At 65.4% G+C, this 20430-nt stretch carries 22 protein-coding genes and 1 pseudogene; 9 read left to right on the top strand and 14 right to left on the bottom strand.

Annotated features, from left to right (window positions below; genetic code table 11):
• Window positions 1-30: 30 nt before the first annotated feature.
• From AB5K84_RS41140 to AB5K84_RS41125, 4 genes are all read right to left on the bottom strand, one after another.
• A complete protein-coding gene (locus tag AB5K84_RS41140) occupies window positions 31-1092 on the bottom strand; it encodes an MBL fold metallo-hydrolase (RefSeq protein WP_011084020.1) in 1062 nt (353 codons plus the stop codon).
• Between the two features lie 219 nt (window positions 1093-1311).
• A complete protein-coding gene (locus AB5K84_RS41135) occupies window positions 1312-3465 on the bottom strand; it encodes a methyl-accepting chemotaxis protein (protein ID WP_011084021.1) in 2154 nt (717 codons plus the stop codon).
• A gap of 165 nt (window positions 3466-3630) precedes the next feature.
• On the bottom strand, window positions 3631-4356 hold the full coding sequence (locus tag AB5K84_RS41130) for an outer membrane protein (RefSeq protein WP_011084022.1): 726 nt from the start codon (window positions 4354-4356) through the stop codon (window positions 3631-3633).
• A 223-nt stretch (window positions 4357-4579) separates the two neighbouring features.
• Window positions 4580-4900, bottom strand: coding sequence for a hypothetical protein (locus AB5K84_RS41125; RefSeq protein ID WP_011084023.1), 321 nt, complete (start codon window positions 4898-4900; stop codon window positions 4580-4582).
• Between the two features lie 192 nt (window positions 4901-5092).
• Here AB5K84_RS41125 and AB5K84_RS41120 point away from each other — a divergent pair, with 192 nt between their 5' ends.
• Window positions 5093-5380, top strand: a complete 288-nt coding sequence (locus AB5K84_RS41120) for a hypothetical protein (RefSeq protein ID WP_038965297.1) — start codon at window positions 5093-5095, stop codon at window positions 5378-5380.
• Between the two features lie 19 nt (window positions 5381-5399).
• Here AB5K84_RS41120 and AB5K84_RS41115 read toward each other — a convergent pair whose 3' ends face one another.
• The 7 genes from AB5K84_RS41115 to AB5K84_RS41085 form a co-directional block, all read right to left on the bottom strand.
• The gene (locus AB5K84_RS41115) at window positions 5400-5912 is read right to left on the bottom strand and encodes a PaaI family thioesterase (protein WP_011084025.1); all 513 of its coding nucleotides are present in this window, start codon (window positions 5910-5912) and stop codon (window positions 5400-5402) included.
• A 70-nt stretch (window positions 5913-5982) separates the two neighbouring features.
• A complete protein-coding gene (locus AB5K84_RS41110) occupies window positions 5983-6192 on the bottom strand; it encodes a hypothetical protein (protein ID WP_011084026.1) in 210 nt (69 codons plus the stop codon).
• Window positions 6189-6362 carry a hypothetical protein gene (locus tag AB5K84_RS41105; RefSeq protein ID WP_165448135.1) on the bottom strand — a complete coding sequence of 58 codons (174 nt, stop codon included), beginning with the start codon at window positions 6360-6362 and terminating at the stop codon, window positions 6189-6191. The genes AB5K84_RS41110 and AB5K84_RS41105 overlap by 4 nt, the downstream gene beginning before the upstream one ends.
• A 190-nt stretch (window positions 6363-6552) precedes the next feature.
• Window positions 6553-8172, bottom strand: coding sequence for an ABC transporter ATP-binding protein (locus AB5K84_RS41100; RefSeq protein ID WP_038965309.1), 1620 nt, complete (start codon window positions 8170-8172; stop codon window positions 6553-6555).
• A gap of 2 nt (window positions 8173-8174) precedes the next feature.
• Window positions 8175-9014, bottom strand: a complete 840-nt coding sequence (locus tag AB5K84_RS41095; RefSeq protein ID WP_028173684.1) for an ABC transporter permease — start codon at window positions 9012-9014, stop codon at window positions 8175-8177.
• Window positions 9011-9982, bottom strand: coding sequence for an ABC transporter permease (locus tag AB5K84_RS41090; protein WP_011084029.1), 972 nt, complete (start codon window positions 9980-9982; stop codon window positions 9011-9013). The genes AB5K84_RS41095 and AB5K84_RS41090 overlap by 4 nt, the downstream gene beginning before the upstream one ends.
• A 199-nt stretch (window positions 9983-10181) precedes the next feature.
• Entirely contained in the window at window positions 10182-11732 is a 1551-nt protein-coding gene (locus AB5K84_RS41085; protein ID WP_011084030.1) for an ABC transporter substrate-binding protein, read from the bottom strand.
• A 215-nt stretch (window positions 11733-11947) separates the two neighbouring features.
• Between AB5K84_RS41085 and AB5K84_RS41080 the strand changes: the two genes are divergently transcribed.
• The 3 genes from AB5K84_RS41080 (at window position 11948) to AB5K84_RS41070 (ending at window position 14126) form a co-directional block, all read left to right on the top strand.
• A complete protein-coding gene (locus tag AB5K84_RS41080) occupies window positions 11948-12607 on the top strand; it encodes a TetR/AcrR family transcriptional regulator (RefSeq protein ID WP_011084031.1) in 660 nt (219 codons plus the stop codon).
• A 254-nt stretch (window positions 12608-12861) separates the two neighbouring features.
• Window positions 12862-13524 (top strand): DUF3313 domain-containing protein, encoded by a 663-nt coding sequence (locus AB5K84_RS41075; RefSeq protein ID WP_011084032.1) that lies wholly within the window; start codon window positions 12862-12864, stop codon window positions 13522-13524.
• Between the two features lie 32 nt (window positions 13525-13556).
• Window positions 13557-14126, top strand: coding sequence for a DUF2147 domain-containing protein (locus tag AB5K84_RS41070; RefSeq protein ID WP_011084033.1), 570 nt, complete (start codon window positions 13557-13559; stop codon window positions 14124-14126).
• A gap of 3 nt (window positions 14127-14129) precedes the next feature.
• Here AB5K84_RS41070 and AB5K84_RS41065 read toward each other — a convergent pair.
• A pseudogene (locus AB5K84_RS41065) lies at window positions 14130-14442 on the bottom strand (hypothetical protein).
• 182 nt (window positions 14443-14624) lie between these two features.
• On the opposite strand from AB5K84_RS41065, the gene irr reads away from it, so the two are divergent.
• Entirely contained in the window at window positions 14625-15104 is a 480-nt protein-coding gene (gene irr, locus AB5K84_RS41060; protein WP_028173678.1) for a Fur family transcriptional regulator Irr, read from the top strand.
• A gap of 235 nt (window positions 15105-15339) precedes the next feature.
• Here irr and AB5K84_RS41055 read toward each other — a convergent pair whose 3' ends face one another.
• A complete protein-coding gene (locus tag AB5K84_RS41055) occupies window positions 15340-16890 on the bottom strand; it encodes a winged helix-turn-helix domain-containing tetratricopeptide repeat protein (protein WP_011084035.1) in 1551 nt (516 codons plus the stop codon).
• 133 nt (window positions 16891-17023) lie between these two features.
• Between AB5K84_RS41055 and mddA the strand changes: the two genes are divergently transcribed.
• Together mddA and AB5K84_RS41045 are read left to right on the top strand one after the other, a co-directional pair.
• Entirely contained in the window at window positions 17024-17812 is a 789-nt protein-coding gene (gene mddA, locus AB5K84_RS41050; protein ID WP_028173676.1) for a methanethiol S-methyltransferase, read from the top strand.
• 225 nt (window positions 17813-18037) lie between these two features.
• A complete protein-coding gene (locus AB5K84_RS41045; RefSeq protein WP_011084037.1) occupies window positions 18038-18460 on the top strand; it encodes a GFA family protein in 423 nt (140 codons plus the stop codon).
• A gap of 50 nt (window positions 18461-18510) precedes the next feature.
• Here the strand turns inward: AB5K84_RS41045 and phnF are convergent, their stop codons facing one another.
• Window positions 18511-19242 (bottom strand): phosphonate metabolism transcriptional regulator PhnF, encoded by a 732-nt coding sequence (gene phnF / locus AB5K84_RS41040; protein ID WP_011084038.1) that lies wholly within the window; start codon window positions 19240-19242, stop codon window positions 18511-18513.
• A 107-nt stretch (window positions 19243-19349) separates the two neighbouring features.
• Between phnF and phnG the strand changes: the two genes are divergently transcribed.
• Window positions 19350-19814 carry a phosphonate C-P lyase system protein PhnG gene (gene phnG, locus AB5K84_RS41035; RefSeq protein WP_038965299.1) on the top strand — a complete coding sequence of 155 codons (465 nt, stop codon included), beginning with the start codon at window positions 19350-19352 and terminating at the stop codon, window positions 19812-19814.
• A gap of 4 nt (window positions 19815-19818) precedes the next feature.
• The gene (gene phnH / locus AB5K84_RS41030) at window positions 19819-20430 is read left to right on the top strand and encodes a phosphonate C-P lyase system protein PhnH (RefSeq protein ID WP_038965300.1); all 612 of its coding nucleotides are present in this window, start codon (window positions 19819-19821) and stop codon (window positions 20428-20430) included.

The following is a 20430-nucleotide window of genomic DNA, read 5'->3' as shown; positions in this document are numbered from 1 at the left end:
CGCTCCGCTTGCGGGGAGAGGCGAAAAAAATCACGTCGTCCGAAACTGCAGCACGCCGTCCTTGGTCTCCGCCGTCAGCCGGCCCTCGACGATCATGTAGTTGACGTGGGCGACCAGTTCGCCGGCGGCAAAACCCATCTGGTGTTCGTCCAGCACGTGCTTGTTGAACACCACGGGCACCAAGGCGCGCGAAGTCTGCGGCACCTCGCGGCAGGCTTCCGCGATCAGGCGGCAGCGCTCCTCGTGGTGGTCGGCGAGCTGCTTGATGCGGGTCTTGAGCCCGTAGAACGGCACGCCGTGGCCGGGCAGCACCAGCAAATCATAGGGCAGCGTCGTGGTGAGGCTGGCGAGCGAAGCCAGATATTCGCCGAGCGAGTTCTGGTCGGGCTCGACCGCCCAGACGCTCACATTCGGCGAGATCTTGCTCAGCACCTGGTCGGCGGAGAGGAACAGCTTGTCGTCGGCGCAATACAGCATCACCTGGTCGAGCGCATGGCCGCCGCCGGTGATCACCTTGAAGCGGCGCGTGCCAATCACGACGTCGTCGCCATGCGAGATGCGGCGGTAGGACGGCGGCAGCACCGAGACGCGCTTGAGATAGTCCTGGCCGCGGCCGAGCAGCTTTTCGGTGAGCGACTCGTCCATGCCGTGGCGGCGGAAGAACAGCCGCTGCGCTTCGCGTCGCTCCTCGGTGCCGCGATTCTGGTGATAGACCGATTGCAGATATTCGACCTGCGACATCACCAGCGGGCAGTTGAACCGCTCGACGATCCACCCCGCAAGCCCGACATGATCGGGGTGGGAGTGAGTGACGATCAGGCGCGTGATGTTGACGCCCTTGAGCGGGCCGTCGAACAGCTTCGTCCAGGCCTCGATCGTCTCCTCGTTGCCGAAGCCGGCGTCGACCATGGCGTAACCGTCGCCGTCGGCGAGCAGGTAGATGTTCACATGGTTGAGGCGGAACGGCAGCTTCAGCCGCGCCCACAACACGCCGGGCTTCACCTCCACGACCTCGTCGGGGCCGGGATGCTGGTCCCAGGGATAACGCAGGGCCTCCGCGGAGGACTGCACGGTGTCGGTCTTCGCGTTCATGCTACCGACTTAAACCCGCCGGGCGCGCCGCGCCAGCCGAAAAAGGACGCGGGGGTGGCTCGCATAGCGGTCATTCCGCGCCGGATTTTTCCGTGACCCGGATGGAGCGCAGCCCAAAAATGCCGGTCATTCCGGGGTGCGCGTGAGCGCGAACCCGGAATCTGGAGGTCGTCGCGCGAGATTCCGGGTTCGGCGCTTAGCGCCGCCCCGGAATGACAATCAGGCCGCTCGCATGCTGTTGAGGAACGCGTCGATCTCCCCGCGCAGCAGGTCGGCCTCGCGGCGCAGTGCGTCGGAGGCGCCCAGCACCTCGCTCGCCGCAGCGCCGGCTTCGGCGGAGGCGGTGGAGACGCCGACGATGTTGCTGGAAACCTCGCTGGTGCCGCCGGCGGCATGCTGGATGTTGCGCGCGATCTCGCGGGTCGCCGCGCCCTGTTCCTCGACAGCCGCAGCGATCGTCGTGGTGACGTCGTTGATCTCGCCGATGATCCGGCCGATGCCCTGGATGGCGCCGACCGCCGAAGTCGTCACGTCCTGCATGCTGGCGATCTGGGTGCGGATCTCCTCGGTCGCCTTCGCGGTCTGGCTCGCGAGGCTCTTCACCTCGGAGGCGACCACCGCGAAGCCGCGGCCGGCCTCGCCCGCGCGTGCCGCCTCGATGGTGGCGTTGAGCGCGAGCAGATTGGTCTGCGAGGCGATGGTCTGGATCAAATCGACCACGACGCTGATACGGCTCGCGCTGTCGGCGAGGCTCTGCACCGTGGCGTCGGTCGCGCCGGCTTCGTCCACGGCCTTCTTGGCGATCCCGGCCGAGGTGACCACCTGGCGGCTGATTTCGGCGATCGAGGACGACAGCTGCTCGGTGCCTGACGACACGGTCTGCACGTTGACCGAGGTCTCTTCGGCCGCGGAGGCGACCGCGTTGACCAGCGCGTTGGACTGGTCGGCGGTGGTCGACATGCTCTGCGCGGTCGATTGCATCGAATTGGCGGACTGCGCCAGATTGTCCAGCGCGGAGCGCACCGTGCTTTCGAATTCGGCGATCTTCGCCTCGATGCGCGCGGCACGCTCGGCCTTGGCGACGCGGTCCTTGTCCTGTTCGCTCGCGAGCGCGCGGGCCTCGACCATGCTATCGCGGAACACGGTCAGCGTGTCGGTCATCGTGCCGATCTCGTCATTGTGCTTGGTACGCGCGATCTCGGTGTCGAGATCGCCGGCCGAGAGTGACTGCATGGCGCGCTGGAGGCCAGTGATCCGGCGCAGGATGTTGCGGCCGACATAGAGCCAGACGAACAGCGCCGAGCCGACCAGCATCAGCGCGCCCAGCGCCAGCATGACCGACGTCGCGAGCGAGATCTCCTGCCGCGCCTGGAAGGTCGACGCGTTGGTCTCCTTCTGCACGCCGTCGACGAGCTGCTGCACGCTGATGCCGAGGCCGACGTTGAGCTTACGCGTCTCGTCCAGGATGGTCTGGCCGTAGTCGATGGAGTCGAGCTCTTTCTCGCGCAGATTGAACACGCCGGTCTTGCCGGTGCCGAGCGCGAGCAGCTTTTCCGCCGTCGCGCGCAGCATCTTGTTGCCCTGATTGTCCGACAGCAGATCGAGGTTCGACCGCAGGCGTCCTTGTGCCGTCTTGAATTCCTTCTGGATGTCATCGAGCTTGTCGCTCGTGTTCGCCGACAGCGCCGCGCTCATGTCGGCGGCTGCGAGATTGCCGCTGGCGACGACGTTGCCGAGCTGGCCGACGGTCTGCGCGGCTTCGGTGGCATCTTCGGCCGACAGGTTGGCCGAGCCGAGAATGGCGTTGACCCGGGTCTGCGCGTCCAGCATTGCCGGACTGGCCGCGCCCACGAAGGCGCCCTGGGCGCTGCGCAGCGCGTCATATTGCTTGTCGTGCAGGGCGGCAATGTCCAGCCGTTCGCGGGCGGCCTTGGCCAGGCTCTGGGCCGCCTCGTTGATGCTCTTCATCGTCTCGCTGAGTCCGGAGACGACGGCCTTGTCGCCGCCGAGCTCGATGATCTCGTTGAGTTTCTGCTGCGTCTGCTCCTGCAATTCCCTGAGCTTCTTGGTGCGCTCGTTCAGGGCGTCCTCGCTTTGAGCCGCAAGCAGGGCGGGTCCCTGTGCCGCAAGGCTCGCGCTCAGGGCCGACAATTGCAGGCTGGCGGCGAGGCGCGGAATGTCCCGCCCGCTCAGTTCTGTCATGCGTCCGCCGAGATTTTGCAGCGCCAGGCCGGCGCCGGCCGCGATCACGAGGCCCATGCCCGCGATCACCGCGAAGGCGGTGAACAGGCTGCCGCGCACGCCCCATGTCGGCATCTTGAAACGAGGTCTCAAACGGCCAAGCAAACGGCCAACGCCCAGACGGATCGCCATCGAACTTCCCCCACGCTCTTGCTTCTGTTTTGTGGCGGGCAGTATCGGCGGGGCCGGTTAAAAAAATCGCAATTGGTGCAATTGCTTGCGCTGGTTCCGCAGGGCGAAAAAAGAAGGGCCGGCAACGGGGCCGGCCCTTCGTCAGGATAAGGTTTTGCTAACCGATCAGTAGCGCGCGACCGTCGAATTGGCCCAGTTGAAGCGATAGTTGACGCCCGCCTTGAAGGTGTGGTCGTCGGTGGTGAAGTTGCCGGTGCCCGCCAGCGGGCCCGCGGTGAAGTGCGCGTCGCCGAAATTGTAGTACTGGTACTCGGCCTTGGCCGACCAGTTCGGCGCGAACATGTATTCGAGGCCGGCGCCGACGGTGTAGCCGTTGCGATGATCGCCATCGATGATGAAGCCGGTCGGCACGCCGCCGACGGTGACCTTCTCGTTGTTGTCCGAATAGGCGTAGCCGCCCTTCACGTAGAGGAGGCCCGGACCCCAGGTGTAGCCGACGCGGCCGGTGATCGAGCCGAGGCCGCGCTGGTCGTTGGTGTAGGCGACGCCGCCCGGAAACACCGCGCCGACGCTGCCGGAGAGCCAGGAATACTGGCCTTCGACGCCGACCACGAAGTTCGGGTTGAACTGCCAGTCAGCACCGACCTGCACGCCGCCGAGGAAACGGCCGTTGCCGTTGTTGCCGGTGGAGAGGCCGTTGAAATTGTTGTCGCTGGAGAACGCGCCGCCGACATGGGCGCCGAGATAGAATCCCGTCCAGTTGTAGATCGGCGCGACATAGGCCGGCGCGGGCGCCTTGTAGTAGTTGCGGTTGCCGAGATCGGCGCCGACGGCCGGCGCAGCGGCGCCCACCACGAGCAGCGCGACGGTCGCAAACAGAATCTTCTTCATAGTCCAAACTCCAACACTTAGGTCCCCGGCAGGCGCGCTTTCCGCGCCGTCGTTGGTTTTGCAGATAGCTCGCTTTTGACGAAAATGCTGTCACATCCGTGGCACAGCGGCAGCCAACCTAACGTATTGGGCTGCAAATGATTTTCGTGCTTAATGGCGACTTAAGAAATGCTGAAGGAAGGTTTAACTTGGCGTCTTTCCGGTAACTTGCGTGCGGCTCTTGTTAACCAAGACGCCGCCGCGCTTCATCGCGCATCTGCGCGCGGAATGCCGCGCGCTTTGCCGGCCGGTCTTCCTCGCGTACGTCGTGGCGATCGAAGATGTCGAACTTCTCCAGGATCGGATAGCGCTCGCTCGCCATCGCGAGCACGCGCAGCACCTTGGTCGCCGACGGCGTCGGGCCGCTGACCTCCCAGCGCCGGATGGTGTCGGCGCCGCCGTTCTCCGGCAATCCGCACAGCCTGGCCATGTCGGCCGCGGTGAGCTTGCGCTCGAGGGCATCGGAAAGGTCGGCGCGGAGTTGCTTCAGTTCGGGGCCGGTCATGTCAATCGCGTTCAGGGGAGCTGCTTATGGCAATGCACTAGCGCTGATTCGGGTCCATCCGAAGGCAGCGAGCGCACGCCCCGCGCTCCGGTACCTTTGTGTGCGCACGGAGTTATGAACGGAGTGCCCATGGAAATCTTCCGGCGAATGAACAGATGACACAGCGGGGCCCTAGCGATGAAGGGATCAGCCATGACAACCGTCAAACTCGCCATTGCCGCGCTCATCACGACCGGACTGCTTGCCGTGCCGTTCGCGGCTGAGGCGAAGAAGCACCGGTCGAGCCGATATTACAGCACCAGTGTGGTGGCCCCGGCCTATGGCAGCGCCGGATTGCCGGCGACGCAGGGCAGGCCCGCTTACGGATCGTCCGGACAGACGGTCGGCACGGTCACGGCGCCGTCGATCGGAACGTACAACTGGCCGTCGGTCGGCGTGACCAATTCGGTCCCGACCTGGAGCAATACCAACCCGCGGTGATGAGCGATTGCATCGCCCGTCAGCTCTCCGCGCCGCCCTTCTCAATGCCGAACACAAGGCAGGTCGTCGTCGCGTGCGCGAGCAGCCGGCCCTTCGTATCGGTGATGCGCGCTTCGGCGGTCGCGACGCGGCGGCCGGCGTTCAGTACGCGGCCTTCGGTGCGGATCACGCCGCTGGCCTCGCTCATGCCGCGCACGAACGAAATCTTGAATTCCAGCGTCGTGTAGCCGGTCCCGCCGGGCAGGGTGGTCTGCACCGCCAGCCCCATTGCGGAATCCAGCAATATCGCGGCGTAGCCGCCATGGACCGAGCCGATCGGGTTGTAGTGACGCAGGCCCGGCACGCTGTGGATCACGACAATTCCAGGTTCGGCCCTGCAGTCGAACGGCTCGACCGTCTGCATGATCGGCGGTTCGGGCAATTCCCCGGAGAAGATCGCGCGGACAAAATCAAGCCCAGACATCGATGCCATCACGTCGATGGGCACGACACCGTATTCGATGGCCGGTTTGCCGACTTTGTCGTCCACCATCGAGCGCCTCCAGACCTTATGAAATGATATATATCATATAATAAGGGATGGAAAAGAGCCAGAAGGCGGCTCAGGCGCCCCGGCCGCCCTGTTGCCCGATCACGCAGCGCCATCCCGCGAGGCGCTCGGCCGGATGCTGGTTCATCCATTCGGCGAGCTGCGGCGCGCCCATCATGCAGGACTGCATCGAAACGTCAGCGAAGTCCGACGTGGTGACGATCTGCTCGTGACAATTGGCGGGAGAGGAGAGGCTGCAAAGCACGGCAATGATCTTGATCACGACAGATTTTCCACGTTGCCGCCGACGGCGCGCCCGATCGTGGTCGTGTCGTGCCGCTCGCTGACCGGATCAGCGGGCGGGAAGATACTGTCATAGATCGCGCGTGCCTCCTGGATGAGGCGCAATCGTTCGCGCTCGGATCTTGAGACAAATTGAATAACCTGGCCCATGTTTGGCTCCGAAGAGTTTGGCGACCATCATCAGATGATGGAAATCATTCCAAACCGATGTGGGGTGCGGCCCGGCGCTTTGAAGCTGTGCGGGCGGTCACGGGGAATAAAAAGCGCGTGACCGCGGCGTTGCGGCAGATGCGCTTCGATTCGGTCCAATCGTCCGGGGCCGAACCGGATACCGTTCGCCTCACGCCGCCGGCGCGCGCTCCTTCCGCCCCGGCACTGCCGCGAGCAGCTCGCGCGTATAGGCGTGCTCGGGCGCGGCGAACAGCTGCGCGGTTGGTTTCAGCTCGACGATCGCGCCGCGCTGCATCACCGCGATGCGGTCGCAGATCTGGGCGGCGACGCGCAGGTCGTGGGTGATGAACAGCATCGAGAGGCCAAGGCGCGTCTTGAGGTCTTCGAGCAGCCGCAGGACTTGCGCCTGCACAGAGACGTCGAGCGCGGAGACAGCCTCGTCGGCAACGATGATCTCGGGCTCGAGCGCGAGCGCGCGCGCGATGCCGATGCGCTGGCGCTGGCCGCCGGAGAATTCGTGCGGATAGCGTTCGAGCGCGCCGGCATCCAGGCCCACCATCTTCAGGAGATCGCGGGCGCGCTCGAAGGCGACCTTCGGATCGATGCCGGCCGCGATCGGGCCGTCGGCGATGATGTGGCCGATCTTGCGGCGCGGATTGAGCGAAGCGAACGGATCCTGGAAGATCATCTGGATGCGATGGCGCTCGGTGCGCAGCGCCTTGCCCGTGAGCGAGGTGAGATCGGTCTCGCCGATCCGCACCGTGCCGCGGTCGGCTTCGATCAGCCGCATCACGAGGCGCGCCACCGACGATTTGCCCGAGCCGGATTCGCCGACGAGGCCGAGCGTCTCGCCCTTGAGGATGTTGAAGTTGACCGCGCGCGCTGCGTCGACGCGGCGGTCCTCGCGAAACCAGCCGCCTGATGTGACGTAGGTCTTGTCCAGCCCGATCACCTCGACGGCCCTGGCCTGGTCGTCGAGGGGCTCGCGCGCCGGCGGATCCATCGACGGCACGGCCGCGAGCAGCGCCTTGGTGTAGTCGTGCTGCGGCTCGTTGAAGACGGTCGCCGCCGGGCCTTCCTCGACCACCTTGCCATGCCGGAGCACCACGACCTGGTCGGCAATGTCGGCGACCACGCCGAAATCATGGGTGATGAACATCACCGCCATGTTGCGATTGCGCTGGAGGTTGCGGATCAGTTTCAGGATCTGCGCCTGCGTGGTGACGTCGAGCGCGGTGGTCGGCTCGTCCGCGACCAGCACCGCCGGCTCGAGCGCGAGCGCCATCGCGATCATGGCGCGCTGGCGCTGGCCGCCGGAGAGCTGGTGCGGATAGGCGCGCACGATGCGCTCGGGGTCGGGCAGGCCGACCTCGCGTGCCAGCGCCAGCGCTCTTGCGCGCCGCTCCTTCGGCGTGAGCAGGCCGTGGGCCTCGAACATCTCGGCCATCTGGTCGCCGATCCGCATCAAGGGATTGAGCGCGGTCATCGGCTCCTGGAAGATCATCGCGAAGCGGCGGCCGCGCAGATCGCGCCAGCCGTCGTCATCCAGCTTGAGCAGGTCGCGGCCCTCGAACTGGATCTCGCCGGAAGTGACATTGACCGTATCCGGCAGCAGGCCCATCAGCGCATGCGCGCACATCGACTTGCCGGAGCCGGATTCGCCGACGACGCAGACGATCTTGCCGGGCCGAAGGTCGAGCGAGACGCCGTCGACGGCGAAGGCACGCTCGGCACCCTTGGGCAGTGCGATCTGCAGGTTCTTGATGGAGACGGCGGGCGGGGCGGTCATCATCAGCGTCCCTCCCGCGACAGGCGCGGATTGAGCGCGTCGTTGAGACCTTCGCCGATCAGGTTCAGCCCAAGCACCGAGATCAGGATGGCGACGCCGGGAAACACCGTGATCCACCAGGCCTGGCGGATCACGGTTCGGCCGGCGCCGACCATGTAGCCCCAGGAGATCAGATTGGGATCGCCGAGGCCGAGGAAGGCCAGCGAGGACTCCAGCAGGATCGCGGTCGCCACCATCAGCGAGGCCAGCACGATCACCGGCGACAGCGCATTGGGCAGGATCTCGCGCAGGATGATCCAGGTGTTGCTCTGGCCGGTGACCACCGCGGCCTGGACATATTCGCGCGTGCGCAGCGACAGCACCTCGCCGCGCACGAGGCGGGCGACCGGCGGCCAGCTCACCACCGCGATCGAGGCCACGATCGAATAGATCGAGGGCTGCAGGATCGCGACCAGCACGATCGCCAGCGCGAAGCTCGGAATGGTCTGGAAGAATTCGGTGAAGCGCATCAGGGCGTCGTCGACCTTGCCGCCGAAATAGCCGGCCATGGCGCCGATCGGCACGCCGACGACCAGCGCCACCAGCGTCGAGACGAGGCCGACCAGCAGCGACACGCGTGCGCCAAAGATCATGCCGGCGAACACGTCGCGGCCGAGCGCGTCGGTGCCGAGCGGCACGGCCCCGAGCGTGAACGGCGGCAGGAACGGCCGCTGTACCATGCGCCAGGGCGAGTTCGGGAACAGCATCGGTCCGAACACCGCGATTCCGATCGCAAGCAACAGGATGATGAGGCCGATGACGCCGCTCGGGCTCTTCAGCATCGATTTCCAGAACTGTTTCATGAGGCGAATTCGATGCGCGGATCGACCAGCCGATAGACCAGGTCGGTGATGAGGTTGAAGATCAGGACCATGGCGGAGCAGATCACGAACACGCCGAGCAGGAGGTTGTAGTCCCGCTGCAGCAGCGCGTCGTACATCAGGCGCCCGATGCCGGGCCAGGCGAACACGGTCTCGGTGATGACGGCGCCGCCGATCAGCGTGCCGGAATGCACGCCGGCGAGCGTCACGACGGGCAGCAGCGCGTTGCGCAGCACGTGGCGGCGCTGGATCACGGCGTCGGAGAGGCCCTTGGCGCGTGCAGTCTTGACGAAGTCGAGGCGCTTCACCTCCAACATCGAGGCGCGTGTCATGCGGGTATAAGTCGCCATGAAGAACAGGCCGAGCGTCATCGCCGGCATGATCAGGTGTTTTGCGACGTCGACCGCGTGGGCAAGGCCGGTGAGGTTGGCGCCGACCGTCTCGTAGCCGAAGCTCGGCAGCCAATCGAAGGTGACCGAGAACAGGAGGATACCCATCAGCGCCACCCAGAAGATCGGCATGGCGTAGAAGATCAGGGCGAACACGGTGATGCCGGTGTCGAGAAAGGTTCCGGCAAAGCGCGCCGCAAAGCTGCCGAACAGGACGCCGAGCATCAGCGAGATCGCGAAGGCGGTCAGCGTCAGCAACAGGGTCGCCGGCAGCCGTTCGAGGATCAGCTTCGACACCGGCGCCTGCTGGCGGAAGGAGAAGCCGAGGTCGAGGGTGACGACGCCCTTGACGTAGATGAACAGCTGCTCGGGCAGCGGCTTGTCGAGGCCGAACTTTTCCCGGAGCTGCTTGACGAAGATCTGGTCGCTGGCGCCGGCCTCGCCCGCCATCACGACCGCGGGATCGCCGGGCGCAAGCCGGATCAGGAAGAAATTGAGGACGACGATCGCGAGCAGGACGATCACGCCCTTCACGACACGCTGAGCGACGAAGGAGAGCATATCTATAACGCAGTGAGATTGAGGTGCGTGTCACCGCGATCACGGTGCACTCCCTCTCCCGCTTGCGGGGGAGGGCAGGGGAGGGGGTGCTTCCGCGGAGGGATTGCCAAGAGGAGAGAACCCTCACCCGCTACGCTCTTCGAGCGTAGCGACCTCTCCCGCAAGCGGGAGAGGTAAGGGGAGTTCGGAGCGCCTGCCATCACTTGTCGAGCCATGCGTCCTTGAAGCCGTCATTGACGCCGATGCCGGTGGTGATCAGGTTCTTGACCTTGCAGCGCATGATGGTCGGGAATTGCAGCTCGAGCATCCAGGCCACCGGCACGTCCTCGACCAGGATCTTCTGCGCCTTCTCGTAGATCTCCTTGCGCTTGGAATCCGGGGTCGCGACGGCGCCATCGGCGAACAGCTTGTCGATCTCCGGGTTGGAGTAGCCCTCGACATTGTTGAACACCTGGCCCTTGGCGATGGCGCTGGAGACGTAGTTGCGCCCGACGCCGAGGGCCGGATCGCCGTACTGGTAGAGATAGGTGAAGGCGATGTCGTAGTCCCAGTCGCCGATCTTCTGGTTGCCGCCGGCAACGTCGGTGGCGATGGTCTCGATGTTCATGCCGACGTCCTGGAGGTTCTGCTTCACGGCTTCACCCCAGCGCTGCCAGGTCTCGCCATAGGCGAGCGGCAACAGGCGGATCTTCTCGCCCTTGTAGCCGGCTTCCTTCAGCAGCGCCTTGGCCTTGGCCGGATCGTACGGATATTTCGGCACGTCGTCGGTGTAGTATTTGATGGTCGAGGCGGACGGGCCGGTCGCGACCTTGCCGAGCCCGTTCCAGATCACGTCCTTGGCGAAATCGCGGTCGATCGCAAACATGATCGCCTGCCGCACCCGCTTGTCCGCGAGCGGGCCCTGGCGGTTGTTCAGCCACAGCCAGGCCAGCGGCGAGAAGAACTCCCAGCCGGCGCCGGTGACGCAGGTGTCCTTCAGCTTGGACAGCCGCGGCACGTCGAAATTCTCGACCGAGCCGCCGGGCAGCACGTCGACCTTGCCGGTCTCGTACGCCACCGAGCGCGCGGCGGCGTCGGGAATGACCTGCCAGTAGATCTCGTCGAGATAGGGTTTGCCCTTTTCGTGGTAGTTCGGGTTCTTGACCAGGCGGATGAACGAGCCCTTCTGCCACTCCTTGAACATGAAGGGGCCGGTGCCGACCGGGGCGTTGTTGTAGGGGTTGGTCTTCCAGTCGGTGCCGTCATAGAGATGCTTCGGCACCATCGGCATCGAGCCGACCTCGAAGATACCGAGGAACGGGCCGAACGGCTGCTTCAGCGTGAACACCACCGTGTAATCGTCGGGCGCCTCGACCTTGTCGACCTGCCCGAGGTTGTTGCGGGCGCGCGCGTGGGTCTGCTTCAGCATCTCGATCGAGAACAGCACGTCGGCGGCGGTGAAGGGCTTGCCGTCATGCCAGGTGACGCCCTTCTTGAGCTTGAAGGTGTAGGTCTTGGCGTCCTCGCTCACGGTCCAGCTCTCGGCGAGTTCCGGCTGCGGCTCGAGCTTGGGGCTGTAGCGCAGCAGGCCCTCGAAGATGTTGCCGGACACCATCTGGACCGGGCCGTTCTGGACCATCGCAAGCATCAGGCCGGGCGGCTCGGGCTGGATCACGGCATTGATCACACCCCCCGTTTTCGGCTCTTGCGCCAGTGCCGAGGCCGTGAGGCCGCAAGCCAGGAGGAGACCAAGCAACACTCGTTTTGGCATGTCGTATCTTTCTCAAGCGAGGCCAGCCGTAGACGCTTCGCACGTCATGGCGCGCAAAGCTACGGCCGGCCCATCCCAGTCCCCATCCGGTATCGAGGCTCACATAGTCCCATTCGGCGCCGCAAGATGAAAGTCTCGACAGTGTTCGCACAAAAAATGTACAGCGCGTCCTGTTTTCACTTGATTCATTATCCTGTCGTGGAGACAAGTCGGCCATGGACAATGCCACGCGCTCCGAACGGTCCCGCAACGCTGCGCTCGAAGCGGCCATCGCCATCATCGCGCGCGACGGGCCGGGCCGGTTGACGCTCGATGCCATCGCCCGCGAGAGCGGCCTCAGCAAGGGCGGCGTGATGCATCAGTTCCGCACCAAGGAGGCGGTGCTGAAGGCGTTGCTCGAGCGGCAGATGGCGCATTTCGAAGAGTTCTCGATCCGCTATATGGCAAAGGTGAGCGGGACCTCGGCAAATCCCAATCTGGCGACCCAGCTCGCCACGATCCGGGAAGCGGCGACCTCGCCGAATTCTGCCGCGCTGGCCCTGGTTGCGGCCATGGTCGAAAATCCCGACCTGATGGCGCTGCCGCGCGAACTCGAAATGAAGAGGATGGCGGCGATCAAGGAAGAAGCCGCCGATCCCGACCTCGCGATGCTGCGCTGGGCCGGGGCGCTCGGGCTGCTGCTGAGCTCGCTATTCGGCATGTCTCCGCTCAGCAAGGACGAGCACCAGCGACTGTTCGCGCGCCTGCTCGACGACGCACAGTGGACCGGCCTCGGACAGCCCGCCACGACACGCACCAAGTCCGCGGCCAAGTCCACGGCCAAGTCCGGAACGCCATCGGCGGCAAAGGCCCCGACCCCGCGCAAGCGCGCCTGATTCACCGTTAACGAATTCCGACCGGCGCCTGCCCAAATCCGCGCCTGCGGCCAAATGTGCCACCGCGTCATTTCCGTGCTTTACAAACCAACTGGTCGGTTTTATAAACGGAAGCACTGAGACGGCCCAAGGCGTCTGAAATGGCCCCGGACGATGCCTTGGGCCGGCAATGGTGAGCGCCGCAGCCGCGTCTGGTCCCAAAACGCGGCTGCGGTCCCCATCGCCTTTGCTGAAAGCCGCTAGAGGAGTCTGGAATGGATCGCTCGATCGCCCTGCGCGGTCTGGGAACGCTGGTGCTTTGCGCGGCCGCGGCCGGCTGCGCCTCGGTCGCGCCCGTGCCCTATTCGGAGATGGCGTCGTCGGCCTACATGGCCCCGGACAAGTCGGACGCCTCCGGCCGCGTGCCCTACCGCTATTCCACGCCGGTCGACTGGCGCGCATATAATAAAGTGATCCTGGATCCCGTCGTGCTCTACCGCGGCAAGGATCATCAGTTCGGCGACATGTCCGACAAGGACAAGGCAACGCTCGCCGCCTACATGCAGAACTCCTTCGCCGAGCGGCTGCGCGGCCGTTTCGCGCTGGTGCGCGAGCGCGGACCGAACACGTTGCGGATCAGGCTGACGCTCACCGGCGCCGTCACCAACACGCCGGTGCTCGGCACGCTCTCGCGCTTCGACCTCGCCGGTGCCGTCTACAACGGCGTGCAGGCCGCGCGCGACGGCGAGGGGACGATGACCGGCTCGGTCGTCTATGGCGTCGAGATCTTCGACGCCGCCACCTCGCGCCTGCTCTCTGCCTACGTCACCAAGCAATACCCGGGCGCCTACGACATCAAGGCCAGCGTCGGCGCGCTCGCGGCCGCCACCGCCGGCCTCGACAAGGGCGCCGACGCGCTGATGGCGCAACTGAACTGACGCGGCAACCCGCGCAACGAAAGGCATCGCAGATGGACATTCTTCTTCGCTTCGTGCTGCGCGTCGCGATCACCGTCGTGATGATGATCATCGGCGGCCGCGCCGGTGCTGCCGCGCCCACCGATCCCAGCGGCACCTGGTTGGTCGAGGACGGCCGCGCCCGCATCCGGCTCGAACGCTGCGGTCCGTCGCGCGAGCGCATCTGCGGCTTCATCGTCTGGATGAAGGAGCCGGCCGACAAGCGCGGCCAGCCCTATCGCGACAAGGAGAATCCTGATGCGGACAAGCGCGCCCGCGCGCTGCTCGGCCACCAGCTCATCATGGGCTTGCAGGCGACGCCCGAGGGACGGTTTGCCGGCGACATCTACAATGCGGAGGACGGCAAGTTCTATTCGGTCTCGCTGTGGCGCGAATCCGCCGATCGCCTGAAGCTGAAAGGCTGCCTCATAAAATTCCTGTGCCAGACCCAGACCTGGCAGCAGACCCTCGACGTGCTGCCCGGCCAGCTCGTCGGCCTGACCGGCGATCTCAACGGCCCGCGCGCCGACAAGGAATGGGCGGCCGTGCCGGCACCGAAGCCGATCCAGGTGAAAACGAAATAGCCTTCAGGGCGTCCGCAGCGCCCGTCGCAACTCGTCGAGCGCGTCTGCGAGCTGTTCGCGGTGCGCGATGTCGTCCTTGGGGAGTGCGGCGACGTTGCCGGCGAGCTCCCGCAGGATGCCGGCGAGCAGCCCGAAATTGATGTGCAGATGCACCGATTTGCGCTCATCGGCCGCGCCCGGATGTTGCAGCACGAGCGCAACGCCGCTCCCGTCGAGCCGCGCCTCGAAGCGCGATGAATGCTCGAAGGTGCCGACATAGAACTTGTCGGGATAATTCGAGCGCGACCTCTGCCTTGTCGGGAACCGGCCTGGACATGTGAGCCTCATCGATATCGCTGCATTGTGACCGGGAATAGACCGGGCCGCCTTGCGATAGGTCAGAGGCGACCGCTTCCGGATTTGATCCGGATCAAAGCCAAGCCGCCGCTTCTGCGATCGAATGGCAACTGGCCGGACGCCGCGTTGCGTGCCCTGGTTCTTTCAGCCGTGAGACGATCGATGGACATGCAGGCCACGAATACCCCCGCGCGCGACGACAGCGGACCTGATGTCGCCCTACCGGAGCCGGATCAGGGCGTGCAGCGCTGTCTGCAATTGCTTGTTGATGCGGGCCTCCGGCCAACGCGCCAGCGCCTGGCGCTCGGCCAGTTGCTGTTCCTGCGCAGCCATCGTCATGTGACCGCCGAGGGGCTTTATGAAGAGGCGCTGGCGGCGAACGCATACCTGTCGCTCGCGACCGTCTACAATACGTTGAATCAGTTCACCGAAGCCGGCCTGTTGCGCCGGATCGCGGCCGACGGCATCAAGTCTTTCTTCGATACCGACACATCCGTGCATCCGCACTTCTACCTCGAAGGCGAGGATGTGCTGGTCGACGTCGCCGATGGCCTCGCCTTCACCAGGATTCCCGAGGCGCTTCCCGGCCACGAGATCGCGCGGCTCGACGTCATCGTCCATCTGCGCCGGAAGCGCGTGTAGCGCCGCCGCGCTCTTACCTTCCCCTGGAGGGGCCTCACCGCACGCCTCGTCCTTCGATACGACCGCTTCCAGCGGCCTCCTCAGGATGAGGCTAGGCAGCACCGTGCCCGTTGGAACTGCTGCCGCGAATTCCGTCCTCATCCTGGGGAGCCCGCCAGGCGGGCGTCTCGAAGGATGGCCGCAGGAACCGCTCTCAAATGCTATTCCCCTGCCGTTCAAGGGAAGGCAAGAGGTGTCACCGCAACCCCGCCCGGCGGAATCCTTCCAGATAGTGCTCGCGATCGGCGTCACTGGCCCATGGCAGTTGCGTCGCGATCCAGTGCAGCGAGATGCCCGGCTGGGTGCGGCGGAGCTCGCCCAGCGCCATCTCGGCAAGCATCCCGTCGCCGGTCATGCCGGCGGAGACGGCGAGCACGCGATAGGCGCCGGTGAGGTCGCCGCGATGGCGGATCGCCTCGCGCGCGAGCGCGATGGCCTCGTCATAGCGCCGCTCGGTGAAGCGCGCATAGCCGGCGATACCGTGATAGATCGCCAGCGACGGGTCGCGCGGTGAGAGCCGGATCGCCCTCTGCGCCGCCTCGAACGAGTCCTTCGATCGCCCGGCATAGGACAGCGCCAGCGCGTAATAGCCCTGCGCCAGCGAGAAGTTCGGATTGAGCGCGAGCGCCTGCTCGAACTCGGACAGCGCGTCCGCAAGCCTGCGCGTCGAGAAGTAGACGCTGCCGAGCCCGGTATGCGCCCAGGCGTCCTCATGATCGCAGCGCACCGCGGCCAGCGCGGCGGCTTCCGCTATTGGCGCCACCCTGGCCAGTTCGACCCAGCCGAGATGCGCGCCGAACATGTGGTTCGCCGCCAGCACCGACAGCGCCTGGCCGTAATTCGGATCGATCCCGATCGCGCGCTCGAGCAGCGCCTGTGCGGCCTCGTGATCCTGCCGCGTCACGCGCCAGTAGTGCGACAGCGCGCGCATCAACAGATCCCAGGCGTCGAGGCTCGCGGGCGGCTTGCGATGGCTGCGAAAATTCTCCGCTGCGTGGATCTGCGGCTCGATCGCCGCGACGATCGCGTTGGTGATCTCGTCCTGCACGGCGAAGACGTTGACGAGCTCGCGGTCATAGCGCTCGGCCCAGAGATGGCTGCCTGACGCCGCGTCGTTGAGCTGGGCGGTGATGCGCACCCGCTTGTCCGCCTTGCGCACGCTGCCTTCGACGATGTAGCGGACGCCGAGCTCCTCGGCGATCTGCCTGATGTGGACCGCGCGTCCCTTGTAGATGAAGGACGAGTTGCGGGCGATCACCATGAACCAGCGCTGCTTCGACAGGGCAGTGAGAATGTCCTCGCTGATCCCGTCACCGAAATAGTCCTGCTCGGGATCGCCGCTCATGTTCTCGAAGGCGAGCACCGCGATCGCCGGGCGGTCCGCAACAGTGCGTGCTGGGGCCGCGGCGGGTTCCGCAGGCGCCAGTGTGACTGCCACATCTTCCCGGACCTCGCCAATGAACCGAAAGCCCTTGCGCGGGATCGTCTTGATCAGCCGCTGAGTCGCGCCGTCGTCGCCGAGCGCCTTGCGCGCGGCATTGATCCGGCTGTTCAGGGCGGAATCCGAGACGATCCGGTCACTCCAGATCTGGCTGATCAGGTCATCCTTGCTGACCACTCGGGCCCGCTGCGCGACGAGGTAGAGCAGCAGATCGAACACCTGGGGCTGCAACGGCACGGCGACCCCGGCGCAGGTCAGTTCGCGCAGGTCGCCGTCGAGCACGTTGTTTTCAAAGCAAAATCGCACGTTTCTGTCGTCTCAAGCAAAAATCAAAGTCGTCTCAGGCGAAAATCAACCGTCCGCAAAAGCCATGGAACGTCCGATCCGGCATGGTGCGAAGACCAAACAGTGCCGATGCCTCGGCACAACGGAGCTTTCCATGTCCCAAATTGATCACCAGGTTCATTCGATCGGCCCGGAGGTTACGGGCTCTCGCATTTTCAAGTTCATCGCCTTTCTGTACGGAATTGCGGCGTATCTCGTGTTTTTCGTCACCATTCTCTACGCTATCGGCTTCGTGATGGGGCTGGTGGTGCCGAAGACCATCGACACCGGAACCGACACGTCGACGGCTGAGGCCGTCATCATCAACCTGCTCCTGATGGCGCTGTTCGCCGTCCAGCACAGCGTGATGGCGCGCCAGCGCTTCAAGACGTGGTGGACGCAGTTCGTCTCCAAACCGATCGAGCGCAGCACCTATGTGTTGTTCGCGAGTCTGTCATTGCTGCTCCTGTTCTGGCAGTGGCGTCCGCTGCCGACCGTCATATGGGAGGTCGAGGACCCGGATCTCGCCGTGACGCTGGTCACGGTGTCCTTCGCTGGCTGGGTGCTGGTGTTCACCTCGACCTTCATCATCAACCATTTCGAATTGTTCGGATTGCATCAGGTGACCAACCATCTCGTCGGCAAGGAAGCGACGCCGCCGCGTTTCAAGACGCCGCTGCTCTACAAGTTTGTCCGTCATCCGATCTATCTCGGCTTCATCGTCGCGTTCTGGGCGGCTCCGGTCATGACCGCGGGACATCTGCTGTTTGCGGCCGTGACCACGATCTACATCTTCGTCGGCATCGCGCTGGAGGAGCGCGACCTCATTGATCTCTTCGGCGACGAATACCGGCAGTACAAACAACGCGTGTCGATGCTTATTCCCTGGCGCCGGTCAGTTTAGTTTTCGCGCTCTGCACGCGCGTCCGCCGAAAGGAGGACGCGCGGCGGCGCCGAGGCGCGTATCGGACCTTGCCGGACTCTAGCCTTCAACGTCCCTCGGAGTGATTCCCCTTCGAGGCTACCAACGCGAGCGAAGCTCGTCGCGACCCCGCATCCGCCTTCGCCGAAATCTCGGTGAACCGGAGCGGGGAGAGGATTTCCAACCTTCATCAACGGAGACGACCCAATGAAACATGTCGGACACTGCTTCTGCGGCGCGGTTACGGTCGAGGTCACGGGTGCGCCGGAGGCGATGGGCTATTGCCATTGTGGCTCCTGCCGGTCCTGGTCCGGCGGGCCGGTGAACGCCTTCAGCCTGTGGAAGCCTGACGCGGTGCGCATCACCGAGGGCGCGCAGCACGTCGAGACCTTCGCCAAGACGCCGCTCAGCCAACGCAAATATTGCAGGAAGTGCGGCGGCCATCTCATGACCAATCACCCGCCGCTCGGCCTGACCGACGTCTTCACCGCCACCATCCCCACCCTGGCGTTCACGCCCGGCGTCCACGTCAACTACGCCGAGGCGGTGCTGCCGATGCGCGACGGCCTGCCCAAGCTGAAGGACTTCCCCGCCGAGTTCGGCGGCAGCGGCGAGATGATGCAGGAGTAGCAGGCGCTGCTCTTCCTCCTCCTCTTGCGGGGGGAAGAGCAGGCTGCATCTCAGCCGTTCTCCACCAGAAACTCCACCCGCTCGGCGGCAAAGCGCGAATGCTTCGTCACCAGCGGCTTGCCGTCGAGACCGTGGTCGGTGGCATCGACCACGAGGATCGGCCGTCCCAGCGGCAGATCGAGCCGTGCAGCGTCGGTCGCGTCGACGATGCCGGCGGTGATCCGGGTCGCGCCGCGGCGATAGTCGCGGACGCCGAAGTGTTCGAGCAGTTTCGTCATCGAGCGCGTTGCGGCAAACACGCTGCCCGCGCCCGGAAACAACTCCGCCGACAGCCACGTCGTGGAGACGCAGATCGGGGTGCGGTCGGCGAGGCGTATCGCCTCGATCCGCACCAGCGGGGCGCCGACCTTCAGGCCCAGCTCGCGCGCCAGCTCGCGCGTCGCGACGTCGTCGGACGCCTCGATCAACTGCCCGCGCGGCTCACGGCCGCCGGCGCCGACGATCTCCGAGAAGCGCGTGCGCGAGCGCAGCGGATAGGCGATGCGCTGCGCCTCGACATAGGTGCCGCTGCCACGTTCGGCACGCACCAGTCCGCGCTCGGCAAGGGCTGCCAGCGCCCGCCGCACGGTGTGGCGATTCACGCGATAGGTCTCGGCGATCTCCATCTCGCCCGGCAGCTTGTCGCCGGCGGCGAAGCGGCCGTCGGCGATGCCGCGCTCGATGCCGTCGGCAACGAGGCGCCATAGCGCGACGCCCGTGGAGGCGGTGTCCTGCATGCTCATATCGCCGGTCAGCCTAGCCCGAAAATCACACGCTTGTCACGAAACAGTCATGGCGCTTCCGTATGAAGTTGTCTACTATCATAGACAACTTGAGTTCGGCAAGTTCGGTGGATCGGGTGACGCAGCACAACAATCAGCAAGCCCAGCGCAAGGCCGCGATGGCCGTGCTGGCGCACGCGGAGGCGGGCGAGATCGCCGCTCGCCTCCGCGCTTTCGCCCTCCCGGCCCATCAGGATCTGCGCGCGCCGGAAAACGGCCTCGTCATGCTGCGCGGCCGGGTCGGCGGCGACGGCGCCCCGTTCAACCTCGGCGAAGCCACGGTGTCGCGTGCCGCGGTGCGGCTCGCGAGCGGCGAGGTCGGCTTCGGCTACACGCTCGGACGCGACGGTGAGAAGGCGCGGCTGATCGCTCTGTGCGATGCGCTGGTGCAGTCGCGGGATTTTTCCGCATCGGTCGAGCGGGACGTTATCGCACCGTTGCGCGAGCAGCTTACGATCCGGCGCAAGCAGGCGGCGGCCGAGACCGCCGCGACGAAGGTTGATTTCTACACCATGGTGCGCGGTGAGGGGTGAGATCATGACCACGATTGCGGAACTGCCGCCGGGGTTCGCCGACAAGGTGCTGTCGGCGCAATCGACCTTTCGCTCGGTCATGGACGCGATGGCGCGGCCGGGTTCGGTCCAGCGCATCGTGCCGATGGCGGGCACACCCGGGCCGATGATGCGCGGCGCCGCCGCGATCGCGCTGACGCTGTTCGATCACGACACGCCGCTCTGGCTCGATGCGCGGATGTCGGAAAGCTCGGAAGTCGTGAAATGGCTCAAGTTCCACACCGGCGCGCCGGTGATTCAGGACTCCTCGATCGCGAGCTTTGCCCTGATCAGCGATGGCGCCTTGCTTCCGGCGCTCGAGCGCTTCGCGCTTGGCACCAGCGAATACCCGGACCGGTCGACCACGTTGATCCTCCAGGTCGATAGCCTTGACGCGGGGCGGGGCTTCGAGCTGCGCGGCCCCGGCATCGATGGCGTCGCGACGCTCCGGGCCTCGATCAAGCCCGCCGACTTGTTCGAGCGGCTGCGCGTCAACGAGGCGCTGTTTCCGCGCGGCATCGACGTGGTGCTGGTCGCCGATGATGCCGTGGTTGCGATCCCGCGCACCACGCGCGTCGCGAACAAGGGAAGTGAATAG

Origin of the sequence: Bradyrhizobium sp. 1200_D9_N1_1, assembly GCF_052075915.1 — a bacterium.
GTDB lineage: Bacteria > Pseudomonadota > Alphaproteobacteria > Rhizobiales > Xanthobacteraceae > Bradyrhizobium > Bradyrhizobium diazoefficiens.
Note: the sequence above shows the minus strand (reverse complement) of the source record. Positions and strands in the feature narration are given on the sequence as shown.

Bases quoted from the DNA above. Each gene is read 5' to 3' on its own strand.
- AB5K84_RS41140 (WP_011084020.1), bottom strand. From the start codon at position 1,092: ATGAACGCGAAGACCGACACCGTGCAGTCCTCCGCGGAGGCCCTGCGT.
- AB5K84_RS41135 (WP_011084021.1), bottom strand. From the start codon at position 3,465: ATGGCGATCCGTCTGGGCGTTGGCCGTTTGCTTGGCCGTTTGAGACCT.
- AB5K84_RS41130 (WP_011084022.1), bottom strand. From the start codon at position 4,356: ATGAAGAAGATTCTGTTTGCGACCGTCGCGCTGCTCGTGGTGGGCGCC.
- AB5K84_RS41125 (WP_011084023.1), bottom strand. From the start codon at position 4,900: ATGACCGGCCCCGAACTGAAGCAACTCCGCGCCGACCTTTCCGATGCC.
- AB5K84_RS41120 (WP_038965297.1), top strand. From the start codon at position 5,093: ATGACAACCGTCAAACTCGCCATTGCCGCGCTCATCACGACCGGACTG.
- AB5K84_RS41115 (WP_011084025.1), bottom strand. From the start codon at position 5,912: ATGGTGGACGACAAAGTCGGCAAACCGGCCATCGAATACGGTGTCGTG.
- AB5K84_RS41105 (WP_165448135.1), bottom strand. From the start codon at position 6,362: ATGGGCCAGGTTATTCAATTTGTCTCAAGATCCGAGCGCGAACGATTG.
- AB5K84_RS41100 (WP_038965309.1), bottom strand. From the start codon at position 8,172: ATGACCGCCCCGCCCGCCGTCTCCATCAAGAACCTGCAGATCGCACTG.
- AB5K84_RS41095 (WP_028173684.1), bottom strand. From the start codon at position 9,014: ATGAAACAGTTCTGGAAATCGATGCTGAAGAGCCCGAGCGGCGTCATC.
- AB5K84_RS41090 (WP_011084029.1), bottom strand. From the start codon at position 9,982: ATGCTCTCCTTCGTCGCTCAGCGTGTCGTGAAGGGCGTGATCGTCCTG.
- AB5K84_RS41085 (WP_011084030.1), bottom strand. From the start codon at position 11,732: ATGCCAAAACGAGTGTTGCTTGGTCTCCTCCTGGCTTGCGGCCTCACG.
- AB5K84_RS41080 (WP_011084031.1), top strand. From the start codon at position 11,948: ATGGACAATGCCACGCGCTCCGAACGGTCCCGCAACGCTGCGCTCGAA.
- AB5K84_RS41075 (WP_011084032.1), top strand. From the start codon at position 12,862: ATGGATCGCTCGATCGCCCTGCGCGGTCTGGGAACGCTGGTGCTTTGC.
- AB5K84_RS41070 (WP_011084033.1), top strand. From the start codon at position 13,557: ATGGACATTCTTCTTCGCTTCGTGCTGCGCGTCGCGATCACCGTCGTG.
- irr (WP_028173678.1), top strand. From the start codon at position 14,625: ATGGACATGCAGGCCACGAATACCCCCGCGCGCGACGACAGCGGACCT.
- mddA (WP_028173676.1), top strand. From the start codon at position 17,024: ATGTCCCAAATTGATCACCAGGTTCATTCGATCGGCCCGGAGGTTACG.
- AB5K84_RS41045 (WP_011084037.1), top strand. From the start codon at position 18,038: ATGAAACATGTCGGACACTGCTTCTGCGGCGCGGTTACGGTCGAGGTC.
- phnF (WP_011084038.1), bottom strand. From the start codon at position 19,242: ATGAGCATGCAGGACACCGCCTCCACGGGCGTCGCGCTATGGCGCCTC.
- phnH (WP_038965300.1), top strand. From the start codon at position 19,819: ATGACCACGATTGCGGAACTGCCGCCGGGGTTCGCCGACAAGGTGCTG.